The organism is Lysinibacillus sp. TE18511, from assembly GCF_054062295.1.
The window spans coordinates 24,063-36,047 of record NZ_JBSSFD010000002.1 but is presented as its reverse complement, the minus strand read 5'-3'; the positions used below and the strand labels follow the sequence as shown (position 1 = coordinate 36,047).

The 11,985-nt window shown below is 35.5% G+C and carries 12 protein-coding genes; 5 read left to right on the top strand and 7 right to left on the bottom strand.

Annotated features, from left to right (window positions below):
* Window positions 1-276 precede the first annotated feature (276 nt).
* On the top strand, window positions 277-588 hold the full coding sequence (locus ACVWXS_RS01545; protein ID WP_368637602.1) for a hypothetical protein: 312 nt from the start codon (window positions 277-279) through the stop codon (window positions 586-588).
* Between the two features lie 17 nt (window positions 589-605).
* On the opposite strand, the gene ACVWXS_RS01540 is transcribed toward ACVWXS_RS01545, so the two are convergent.
* From ACVWXS_RS01540 to ACVWXS_RS01525, 4 genes are all read right to left on the bottom strand, one after another.
* A complete protein-coding gene (locus ACVWXS_RS01540; RefSeq protein WP_423490905.1) occupies window positions 606-1,748 on the bottom strand; it encodes an MFS transporter in 1,143 nt (380 codons plus the stop codon).
* Window positions 1,749-1,896: 148 nt separating this feature from the next.
* Window positions 1,897-3,417, bottom strand: a complete 1,521-nt coding sequence (locus tag ACVWXS_RS01535) for a succinate CoA transferase (protein WP_374964965.1) — start codon at window positions 3,415-3,417, stop codon at window positions 1,897-1,899.
* A 255-nt stretch (window positions 3,418-3,672) separates the two neighbouring features.
* Window positions 3,673-3,870: a hypothetical protein gene (locus tag ACVWXS_RS01530; protein ID WP_456955535.1), complete on the bottom strand. Its 198-nt coding sequence runs from the start codon at window positions 3,868-3,870 to the stop codon at window positions 3,673-3,675.
* Between the two features lie 223 nt (window positions 3,871-4,093).
* A complete protein-coding gene (locus ACVWXS_RS01525; RefSeq protein ID WP_053593997.1) occupies window positions 4,094-4,744 on the bottom strand; it encodes a LytTR family DNA-binding domain-containing protein in 651 nt (216 codons plus the stop codon).
* Window positions 4,745-5,247: 503 nt separating this feature from the next.
* On the opposite strand from ACVWXS_RS01525, the gene ACVWXS_RS01520 reads away from it, so the two are divergent.
* The 4 genes from ACVWXS_RS01520 (at window position 5,248) to ACVWXS_RS01505 (ending at window position 8,274) form a co-directional block, all read left to right on the top strand.
* Window positions 5,248-6,042 carry a helix-turn-helix transcriptional regulator gene (locus tag ACVWXS_RS01520; protein ID WP_068986739.1) on the top strand — a complete coding sequence of 265 codons (795 nt, stop codon included), beginning with the start codon at window positions 5,248-5,250 and terminating at the stop codon, window positions 6,040-6,042.
* Window positions 6,043-6,254: 212 nt separating this feature from the next.
* Window positions 6,255-7,016, top strand: coding sequence for a membrane protein insertase YidC (yidC, locus tag ACVWXS_RS01515; protein WP_374964969.1), 762 nt, complete (start codon window positions 6,255-6,257; stop codon window positions 7,014-7,016).
* Window positions 7,017-7,071: 55 nt separating this feature from the next.
* Entirely contained in the window at window positions 7,072-7,320 is a 249-nt protein-coding gene (locus tag ACVWXS_RS01510) for a hypothetical protein (RefSeq protein WP_456955532.1), read from the top strand.
* Window positions 7,321-7,500: 180 nt separating this feature from the next.
* Complete coding sequence (locus ACVWXS_RS01505; RefSeq protein ID WP_456955530.1) at window positions 7,501-8,274, top strand: M15 family metallopeptidase; 774 nt, start codon at window positions 7,501-7,503, stop codon at window positions 8,272-8,274.
* A gap of 64 nt (window positions 8,275-8,338) precedes the next feature.
* On the opposite strand, the gene cls is transcribed toward ACVWXS_RS01505, so the two are convergent.
* From cls to ACVWXS_RS01490, 3 genes are all read right to left on the bottom strand, one after another.
* Window positions 8,339-9,796, bottom strand: a complete 1,458-nt coding sequence (cls, locus tag ACVWXS_RS01500) for a cardiolipin synthase (RefSeq protein WP_456955528.1) — start codon at window positions 9,794-9,796, stop codon at window positions 8,339-8,341.
* Window positions 9,797-9,926: 130 nt separating this feature from the next.
* Window positions 9,927-10,718: a YwqG family protein gene (locus ACVWXS_RS01495; protein ID WP_456955526.1), complete on the bottom strand. Its 792-nt coding sequence runs from the start codon at window positions 10,716-10,718 to the stop codon at window positions 9,927-9,929.
* A 97-nt stretch (window positions 10,719-10,815) separates the two neighbouring features.
* The gene (locus ACVWXS_RS01490; RefSeq protein WP_402987528.1) at window positions 10,816-11,976 is read right to left on the bottom strand and encodes an MFS transporter; all 1,161 of its coding nucleotides are present in this window, start codon (window positions 11,974-11,976) and stop codon (window positions 10,816-10,818) included.
* Between the last annotated feature and the right edge of the window lie 9 nt (window positions 11,977-11,985).

Genomic DNA, 11,985 nt, shown 5'->3' with positions numbered 1-11,985 from the left:
TAATGAAGCCAAATCTACCCAATCATATACTAAATCTAGATCTTTCGTAATAACCACTCTCCTGTTGCAAGTATTAATACATTAATTACCTTTATTCGTCCTTTATAATCAAAAATAATTACAAAATTAGACTCCTCACCATAACGATCTGACAGAAACGAAAGGGATAGAGGATTCTCACCTTATATATGCTTTAACATAAATAAAAATTATGTTTAGTCTAATAAAAATAAGGAAAAGATATAATACGAGCCACTATTTTGGGAGGGATTTATAATGGCAAAACGTAAAGGAACTGGTGTTGTGATTGCAGGGTTAGCTGGATTAGCAGCATCTTATTTAAGTAAAAAAGAAAACCGGGATAAAGCATTAAGTATGTTCAATGGTGCAAAATCTAAATTGGGATCTTATCTGAATACAACGAATATGGAGATGCACAAAAACATTTCAGAACGTATAACTACTGAAGTCGCGACAGAAGCTGGAACATCCCCAACGAAAATAGCTTCAAACGAAATGGTTGCTGAAGGTGGAGGACATACAAGTATTCATTATTATCATGAAGAAATTCATGAAAAAAAGAAATAAATAAAAAACCTTCTCATTTAAACGTGAGAAGGTTTTTTGTGTGTGATTATAATAATGGCTGCAAATACTAACAAGACAACGCCAGTAAATATAAAGCCACTGACAATTCCTAGTGAGAGCCATCCGAGCAAGGAGGAACCTAAGACAACTCCTAGTGAGAAGAATGCATAAAAATAACCATAGGCTTTTCCGCGAATCTCAGCAGTAGTTGAGTCGATTAAAAGTGAATTTACTGACGGGAATAAGAAGCCAAACCCGATACCGTAGCAAGCCATTGCAATATAAAGTAACGTACTTGAATCTGCCTGACTAATTAATAATTGACTTACTCCCATTAAAGCAATACCAAGTGCTAAAGTTTTTATTGGAGCAACCTTATCGAAAATACGATTAGTAGGCAAAATAAATACAAGTACAGCAATAATTCCAAATGTACTCATCAATGTCCCGCTTAAACGTGAATCGAAGCCTAAAGATTGCACTTTTAGAGGAAGTAGATAGGCGATGACGCCTTGAGAAAACATTAAAAAAAATGCTCCTAAGAATGCCTTTAATGTAAGTGTATTTTTAAAAAATACACTTATAGGAATGTTTGTACTTGGTTCAGATTGTTGTTTTTTTATTTGATTGGATTTTAGTAAGAAAAAGGCAAGAATACCTAACAAAATCATAAAGCTTGCTGTTATATTAAAGACAAATGGTACACTAGTACGACTTGCTAAAATACCACTAAATGCAGGACCGATTATGGCAGCAATGCCGACGAACGCTCCGGAAATAGCACTACCCTTACCTCGTTTTTCTTGCTCAGTTGCATTTGCTAAAAATGTGAATGCAGCAGGGATGGTTAGACCAGCAACTAATCCATGTACAAAACGGACTATTAATAGAACAATGGGATCGTCTACTAAATTATATAGTGATAATGATAGCCCTGTCGTTAATAGTCCTAGGATTAAAATAACAAAGGGACCTTTACGATCTGTTAAAAAGCCAGAAATAATATTACCGATTGTATTGGACAGAGAATACATGCCTACTGCTAGACCAGTTAAGAAGGCTGATGCTCCTAAGGATTCAGCATATGTACTCATGACAGGAAGTTGGGTAAATAGGTCAAAAAATGAAAAGAATATAATTAAATATATAAATTTCTTCATAGTTCCTCCGACAGAAAATTACGTATTTGGTGACATGTAAATATTTGACTACTAAGAAAGCCAAATATAAAACTATCACTTTATTATACCATTTTCGACAAAAAAGAACGCCTAATAAGATTTGACTTAGTAGGCGTTCTTTAGGTTATTAAGCTTTAGCAACTTCTTTTTTCATTGTTTTGTTTTTAGCAAGATTTACGTGCCAAGAAAGTGCTTCCTCTAAAATATGAGGTGTTTGATGGCCGCCAGTTGCTTCTAGAGCACGGTTATAGTAATCCCAAAGTTGTTCTTTGTAATCTGGGTGTGCACAGTTTTCGATAATTAAAGGTACACGCTCTTGTGGTGCAAGACCACGTAAGTCAGCAATACCTTGCTCAGTTACGATTACATCAACATCATGTTCAGTGTGGTCTACGTGAGAAACCATTGGCACGATTGAAGAGATAGCGCCGCCTTTTGCGTATGATTTAGTAACGAAAATACCTAGACGTGCGTTACGTGCAAAGTCACCTGAACCACCGATACCGTTCATCATACGAGTACCAGATACGTGTGTTGAGTTTACGTTGCCATAGATATCTAATTCAAGAGCAGTGTTGATTGAGATTAGACCCAAACGACGGATAAGCTCTGGGTGGTTAGAAATTTCTTGTGGACGTAAGCAAATTTTATCAGCGTATTTCTCTAGGTTGCCGTATACTTTTTTCTGTAATTCTTCAGTCAGTGTAATTGAAGTAGCTGCTGCGAATTTAACTTTACCAGCATCAATTAAGTTGAATACAGCATCTTGAAGTACTTCAGAAGCAACAACTAAATCTTCAAATTCTGAATTTGCGAAGCCGTCAAGTACAGCGTTTGCAACAGAACCTACACCAGATTGTAATGGCATTAATTGTTTTGTTAAGCGACCAGCTTTAATTTCATCGCTGAAGAAGTCTAATAAAATGTTTGCCATTGTTTGTGTTTCTTCATCTGGCGGTACGATTAATGAAGGAGCATCTGGCTCTTCAGAAATAACAATCGCTTTAATTTTAGCTGGATCTACTTTGATACCGATGTCACCAATGCGTTGCATAGCATCAGTCATTGGGATTGCTTCACGTTGACCTTGCTCACCTGGTACATAGATATCGTGGATACCTATTAACGCTTCTGGGTGAGAGATATTTAATTCGACAATAATATTCTCAGCATATTCTGCGAAGATAGGTGAGTTACCTACTGAGTTTGTTGGGATAATAAATCCATCTTCTGTAATAGCAACAGCTTCAAGGATTAAATATTTAATTGGTCCAATAATTCCTTGGCGAACTAATTCAGCGTTATGTGAAAGATGAGCGTCTACATAAAGGACATCCCCAGTGTTAATTAAATTACGGATCGTTGCATCTCCTTGGAATGGTCCACGTTTGCGGATAACACCAGCATCAGCTAAGTAGTTATCAACTTCAGGTCCTAAAGAAGCTCCTGTATATACATCAATTTTGAATTTTTCGTTTTTAGCGCGCTCTACTAAAGCCATAGGAACAACTTTCGCGTCCCCCGCACGAGTGAATCCACTCATACCAACTACATCACCGTTAGAGATAAGCGCTGCAGCTTCTTCAGCAGTAACAATTTTACTTTCAAGTTCTTTTAAGCCTAGGCGTTTTTGAACATTTGCATCCATTAAAAAATCCTCCCCTAAAAAGTATTGATGGAAACCGGTTACAAAACTAGAAAAAGTTCTGTAAGAATTTTCTGTATATTCGATTGTAGTATGACTCCAACCATTTGAATAATACTATCACCAAATTGTCACAAAAACTTTAGAAATAGCATTAAAATGAGTAAAAATAGGAAAAATGAGCATAAAAATGAATTTTCGACAGAGAAAACGTTTTAATGTAGAGCTGTATTATTTTTTTGAGAATTTCTTGGCTCATCACCAAAATGTGTGGTTAATTTCTGTTCCGACTGGGCACTTTGTCGCTGACGCTTCGCTTTCGCGCAGATAAAACATTGTTGCTGACGCTTCGCTTTCGCACAGATAAAACATTGTTGCTGACGCTTCGCTTTCGCACAGAGCAGAGCTTCCTGGGGGCGTCCGATGAGCCGCTTGGGGCAAAAGGATGTTGGTCACGAAGGCGTTACCACAGGACGTGATGCTCTTAGCCTACGTTCCTCTACCGCTAATCCCCAAGGAGTCGCCCAGTCTCCACTCCAATCAACTAATATACAGAGTGTATATTTTTAAAATTGTCATCCACAACTTTAAGTAATGAGCACTTATAAGCTTGTTTCAGTAAGCAAAAAAGTACAGCGGACAATTTCAATAAGAAAATGCTCGCTGTACTTATAAAAGATTAGAAACCTAAAGAACGACGGAAGTAACTTGCGTAGCGTTGGCTAACAGGAATACGAGTACCATCTTTCATGATTAATAAAAACGTTGAATGTGAATCTGGTTGAATTTCGTCAATGTAGTCAATATTAACAATATATGAGCGGTGACAACGTATAAATGAGTCAGGTGCTAAAAATAGCTCAAGATCACTTAGGTTTAAGCGGTGATACCCTTCACGACTCATTGTTTTAACAAATGTTTTTCGGAGCTGTGTTTCTAGATAAATGACTTGATCATGCTTGATTGGGTACCAGCAATCATCAATTTTAATTGTAATGTAGTTCGTTAAAAATGCTGATGGCTTTTGTGGGAAGATAGCAGTAATAGCACCCTTAGTTTCGCCTTCCTCCATTAAAGGAATACTCATGCCGTAATATGCAATGCCAAATACATCAGGTTCAATATAAGAGCTTATCTTTTGCCCATAGCTTAATGCTTTGTGAGCTGCTGAACCTTCTTTAATTGGATCGCCTGGCTTGATTTTTAAATCAACTTTCTTGCTCGGTTGGTAATACAAGTATTCGTTTGTATCGGAAATTGCGATGGAAGTATTCTCAGGGAAGAACTCCTTAATAATCTCCATAATTTCTTCTATCTGTTTTGGATCCACTATTAACACCTCGTCTAAACTTTTAAAAATAGTATTATCATCTATTTTACTACATATTCGTATAAATTATATAGAGAAGATTTCGGAATAAAAAAGAGAAATGTCGATTGATGAAATATATAGGTGTTATAACCTTACATAATTTGTAACAAAATTTAAATAATTACTAATTTATTTTGATATGTATATGGTAAAATCTAATTGTGCAACATAAGTTTACGAGGTTTCTACTATATATATATGATAAATTAGCACTAGAGAGAAAGACAAAATGTGGTTGAAAGAAAATCGCAGAATATGGTAAAATTCACTGTATAGTCTATTTTTTTTGTAAACTGATGGTTTAGTTGGGTTATTTTTAAGTTATATGCCATATATAATTGTGAAATAGGACTCAGTTTATATTATCAATAAGGAAAACTATTTTCTTATTTGAAATAAGTAGAACAGTGTCAAAATTTGTAAAAGTGATTCGAGCAATCTGAGGAAAGATGGGGAAGATTATGCAACTACATCAACATTCTATGTCAGAAACGATATCAAAAAGATACTTCCAAGAAATCGATAGTATTAACCAATACATCGGTGTTGAAGAATTTTTTAATATTGAGTCGAAATTAATATTTGAAATTTACCATTTAGAATCTGCAAAGGCTAAGAAATCTTTGCATGAGTTAATTGATATTCTTTCAATACGTTTTGGCAAACAAGTCATTAAAATTGTTCGAAGCTATTTTTCTGTTTTGTCGTCAATTGTTGCTCGTAAATTGCTAGACAACCAAGTACCTTCGAAGAAAGCGTTTGCTTTTAACGTTGCTTGTAATGATATGATCGAAAATCAGATGAAAGACGCGGAATTTTTACAATTCGCTGATGATTTAATAGATTTCTTTGTCTATTTTATTGCAGATCGCAAGCAACCGACTTTTCGTCATCAGACCGTTAATAAAGTGATAATGTATATAAATGATGAATTGGAAAATGACTTAACAGTGGAAAGCATCGCAAATAATTTTCATATAAGTACTAGTCACTTATCACGTATTTTTAGAGAACATGTTGGTATTACACTAGTTGAATATTTAAATGTTCGTCGAGTAGAGGAATCTCAATACTATCTAAGGCACACAAATAAAAGTATTACTTCTATTTCAGACCAATTCCATTTCTGTAACCAAAGCTATTTTACCCGCATCTTTAAAAAGTATACTGGGGTAACACCCAAACATTTCCGAGATGAGCTACATCATGAATTTTATCGTTTTGAGATGACAGAGTCTGAGCTTCAAAACATTTAGCTATTTCAGCGGGTGTTCAAAGATCCTCTGAAAAGAGGGGACATATGATGAATAAATAGGATGCGGACGTATTAGCAATGCTAAAGCTCTCGCATCTTTTTTATGCTGAAAACGTAGGGCGGTAACAATAATTAGTAGCACTTGCTATTTGATAAAGATAGATCATATAATGTATACTTCACTTTAGTTGATAAATAATAGTAGGTGGAAAAATGAAAAAATTGAAGCTATTTTCAATGCTTGGACTTGTCGTTTTTGTTCTTAGTGGCTGTCAAGCTGTGCAAGACAAAGAAGGTTTTTTCTATGGTCTTTTTGTAAAACCTATGGAATTTTTACTGGAATTTTTCGGTAACACTATTTTTTCAGGCAACTATGGTTTAGCGATCATCGCAATTACGGTCCTTATTCGTTTAATTTTAATGCCGATTATGTTAAAAAATTATCGTCAGCAACAATTGATGAAATCGAAGATGGATGCGTTTAAGCCTGAAATGGAAGCTGTTCAGAAAAAAATGAAGGAAGCAAAGACTAAAGAAGAACAAACGCAGTATCAACAAGAAATGATGGCATTATATCAAAAACATGGCATCAATCCACTCAATATGGGTTGTTTACCAATGTTAATTCAAATGCCTATTATCATGGGTCTTTATTTCTCTATTTTATATTCTACAGATGTGAAATCACATGAGTTTTTATGGTTTAGCTTAGGTTCACCTGATATCGCTATGACAATTATCGCGGGTATTGTATATTTAGTCCAAGCACGTGTGTCATTATGGACAGTGCCAGAGCAACAAAAAGCGCAAATGAAAATGTTTATTTATATTTCACCAATTATGATTGTCTTTATCTCAATGACATCTATGGCAGCTCTACCACTTTACTGGTCTGTCGGCGGTGCATTATTGATACTTCAAACATATATCGGTCGAAAATTCTATTCGGAGCATCCGGAAAAAGTAAAATCATAAATTAATTTATGTCGAGGCGCCTGCGTAGCCTCGATTTTTTTAGGAGGACAGCAAGATGAATAAAAAGTGGCTATCATCTATTCTAGTCGCGTTTTTTAGTATTGCAGCTATTGTATTTATGATTATGGGTAACTTTAATTTTGCAGTATTTGCTATGACGATTATGTTTGCCCTATCGAATGGTTTTAGAGCCAAAAGTTTTAAAGAGCAAGGTTATATAAAAGAGGCAAAATGGATGAAATACATGGCAATCTTTTTCACGGTTGCTTCTATAGCAGTGTTTATTACTATTATCACAGACTAACCGACTAATTTTAAAATCTACGGTGAAAACGTACACCTTAAATTGTGAACAGTGCTAAAATGAAACTATACCAATAAAGTATAACTGTAATCAGTACTTACTGTAGGGCTTGTTCTTTTTCTTTTTAACAAATAAAGAACTCAACTGTAGTACTTGATAACTATAAAAGGGGTCAAAATAGTGAAAAACAAACGTCTACCACTTATCCTTGGGGCTTTGATTTCAGTGGCACTAATTGTATCTATTTTTGTAGTTTATAACTATAAAAATAACCAAAAAAGTAATGCATCAGATGAGCAAAAACTTACAACAGAACAAGCTGAAAAAGACTCGCCTACAATGGAAGAACCGAAAAAAACAACCGAAAACCCTGTGAAACCTGAGCAACAGCCGGATGAGAATGGCTATTTACCAAATCAAACGTTACCCACTGAACCGACATATATTAATGGTATCTTACTAGCCAATAAGATATACCCACTACCATCTACCTTTGCGCCAGGAGAGAATCCTGAGGCACGACAAGCTCTAGATCAAATGTTGGCTGATGCAAAACAACAAGGGTTTGATTTAGTAGCATTTAGTGGCTATCGATCTTTTGATTATCAAACAAAGTTATATAATAACTATGTTAATCGTGATGGACAGGCTGCCGCTGATCGTTATAGTGCACGACCAGGTTACTCAGAACATCAAACTGGCTTGGCCTTTGATATTGGGGAGCGTGGTAAAGAAGATTTATGGTTGACTGAGGAATTCGGCGAAACACCAGCGGGACAATGGCTAATGACACATGCTCAGGATTTCGGCTTTATTTTACGATTCCCAAAAGATAAAGAGGACATTACTGGATATATGTATGAGTCATGGCATTACCGTTATGTTGGCAGTGACAAGGCAAAAGAAATTAAAAAACAAAATATAACGTTAGAAGAGTATTTAGGTGTGAAATAAAAAAGGGAAGAGAGCAGTTCATCATTAATGAGCTAGCTCTCTTCCTTTTTCTATGTTCTATGTTCTACAAAATAGGTGTTAGTAAACGTGAAACTGATTCTTTAAATTTAATGAGTGAAGAACGATTTTGGTACATTTCCAAAGTTAATTCAGTACAGTCGAAAATATCCTTCTCAAACAGCTCGGCAAGCTGATGTGAAATCTTTGAGTCATAAATAAAGGCATTAACTTCGAAGTTTAAGCTGAAACTTCGCACATCAAGGTTTGCAGTTCCGACTGTAGATGCTTCATCGTCAATAATAATGGCTTTAGCATGGATAAAGCCCTTTTCATAAATATAAACTTTTGCTCCTGCATTCAATAATTGTCCAACGTATGAGTAGGTAGCCCAATAAACAAACATATGATCAGGCTTATTTGGAATCATGATTCTTACATCAATGCCTGATAGCGTCGCAATTTTAATAGCATCTAAAAAACTAACATCAGGTATAAAATATGGCGTTTGGATATAAATGTATTTTTTCGCCATATTAATAAGCTTTAAATAACCAATTTTAATTTGTTCCCAGTCAGAATCGGGTCCACTTGAAACGATTTGTAAGCCCACATCGCCTTTTTGGGGAATAGCAGGGAAGTAACGATCTGAGTAACCCATTTTCTGTTGATCGGATGCTTGATTCCAATCAAGTAAAAAGCGTGTTTGTAATGGATGTACGGCACTACCCTCAATACGTAAATGTGTATCTCTCCAATAACCAAACTTCTTCTGTAGCCCAAGATACTCATCTCCAACATTAAAGCCACCGATATAACCAATACGGCCATCAATCACAACGATTTTTCGGTGATTTCTAAAATTTAAACGAGGATTAAGTAGTGGCAAAATGGATGGGAAAAATACTTCAACTTCACCACCTGCATTAAGTAATTCCTTGAAATGGCGTTTTTTAACATTACGTGAGCCCATTTCATCATACAAAAGCCGAACCTTTACCCCTTGCTTTGCTTTCTTAGTAAGTTTATCAACAATGCGTGTACCTAAATCATCTAGACGGAAAATATAATATTGAATGTGAATATGATCTTTCGCTGCTTCGATATCTTTAAGAAGTTGCTCAAATTTATCAGCACCATCACCAAAAATCTCAATGTGGTTGTCTTGTGTTAACACCGCATTATTTGTTTTAAGATGCATATAAATCATTTCTTTATAGTTTTCCGCATTTTCGATACGAAACTCGAATGTATCATTTCGAATCGCTTCTGTCTGATAGCTAATGAGGTTATCAATCCCAATATCCTTGCGTCCTTCCCAACGGAACAAATGCTTTTTTCGTAGTTTTCGTCCGAGCAGTAAGTATAAAGCAAATCCACCTACTGGAATGAAAAATAATACTAGAATCCATGCCCATGTAGAAGTAGCATCTTTACGTTCTAAAAAAATTATGACCATTGCTGCTAAAATATTTATAAACATAATTAAAGGTATTGTATATCCAACATCTGTAAAAATACTCATTCCTACACCTGCCTTAACTATATTTTTGCAATATATTTAGTATAACTTACTTTACAGATGGAAAGAAGATATGAAATTTGTAATAAGCATTGAAAAGGATTACCTCGAAAACTAAAGCGAGGTAATCCTTTTAGTAATGCTCCCATTGAAATAAAATATCAGAGAAATCTTTTTGAAGTAGCTTATTACGATTGATGAAAAATTTCCCAACTCCACTATCTGCCCACATAATACCGATTTCGTCATGAGAATCGATTTGGAGCAATAGCACATCATATCGTTGAAGGAGTTGCGATTGGTGGCGAATATCTTCCTCTAAAAAATAGGCATAGCCACCAATTTTAGCTCCTGCTCCTAAAAAATGTTGTAGATAAACCTCCTGTAAATCAACGTCTTCTTGTGAAGGAATTAAGTTTGGTAAATAGTGTATCGCACGATAATCTAAAGCAGAAACAGGTTCTTGAATTGGTCGAAATTGTAAAGCTAACTCCTGATGTATAGGGAACCAATCATCTGCTGCTTGTGCTAAAAACTCCTGTCTTGGAACTTCGGCTTCGGAATTTATGGTAGGGTAAAAACGTATTTTGTAAAATTGCTGGAAAATATCCTCATGATAATGATCAGCGTTCACGAAAATATTGGATGAAATAAAAAATTGCAGAATCCCTTGAGATGGGAAATCCTTTAATGGTGGCATTTCTGCAAAGTTAATTTGAGCTAATAGCCGCATAGGCTCACCTGTAATATCTTTCGGATATGCCTGGTAATAGGGTAAATAAGGTTTCCCAGCAAATTTACTTTCCGTTAACGTTGTTGAACGTTTGTATGGTGTGATAATCATCGCTGAAAGAAGTGTATCTTCAATTTCAAAACGAAACGATTCTAGCTCTTTGGGGAGTAAAAGATTTGTTGTTTTGTTCATACAGGCCCTCCGATATTCCGCTTTAAGAAGTTAAATATTCCTTGAAGTGTACTATATACTTTAAATTACTATTAAGTAACGGCTTTTTATCCACAAATTATTCAAGTCGTAAAGATTTTTTTGAAGCTTTATAAATAAAAATTAAACTTATCGAAACAATGGCTATTGCTGCCGAAGTATAGTAACCGATATTAGCTTGAACTGTAAATAACCATGTGAAAAATAGTGGACCAAGGATGCGCCCTAAATTATCCATAGAATAAGAAAGGCCTGCAGCAGTTCCGTATTGGCCACCAGACTCTTTTGATGAAAGAGAAACGACACATGTTCTAGCAAGTGCATTACCCGCTGTAAAAACGCAAAGGGCAAGGCCTGCTGTAAATAAGTTAGCTGTTAATGTGAATAAAAGCATACCGGTAGCTGTCAAAATTTGTGCACCTATTAACCAATTTGTTTCGCTTCCGTTTTTAATGCGTCTCACAACGCCACCTTGAATAGCTGCATCTACAAAGCCGCTAAACATAAATAAATAACCAATTTGTAGTGGTGTAATTTGAATTTTTTCAATTTGGAACAACTGGAATGTAGCTTCTACTCCAGCCAGCATAAAAGTAACTAAAAATGAGAACATAAATAAGTAACGTACACGGTATTGCAGCATTGTGCCAGCACCTTTTGGCACAATTGCACGTTTATTTGTATCTTTTCGTTTTTCAGGTTCTTTTAAGACGAAACTTGCATAAATAAATAATAGTGCTATTAGTATTGCTGAAGCGATAAATGGCAGTTGCAGGCTATAGTGTCCGAGCATACCACCAATTGCTGGACCGAAAATAAAACCAAGCCCGATGGACATGCCCATGAGACCCATGTATTTATTGCGATCCTCCTCACTCGACATATCACCTATAAAGCCTGTTACAGCTGTATACAGTGCACCCGAGAATAAACCACCCACAACACGTGAGACATATAAAATGGCTAGATTATCTATAAATAATGAGAAAATAACAAAGCTTAGACTAAAACCAACTAAGCCCATTAAAATTAGTTGCTTCCGTCCTACCTTATCGGATAGCATGCCCCAAAGTGGTGCAGTGAAGAAACTTGCAAGTGAGTACACGGTTAGTAAACCACCAACGTGTATATCATCCCAGTTTTGTTGAACAATAACCTCTGGTAAGACAGGAATAATAATTCCAAATCCTAGATAGACGAGGAATTGAACAGACATTAATAATAAAATGGCTTTTTTCATACAGACCCT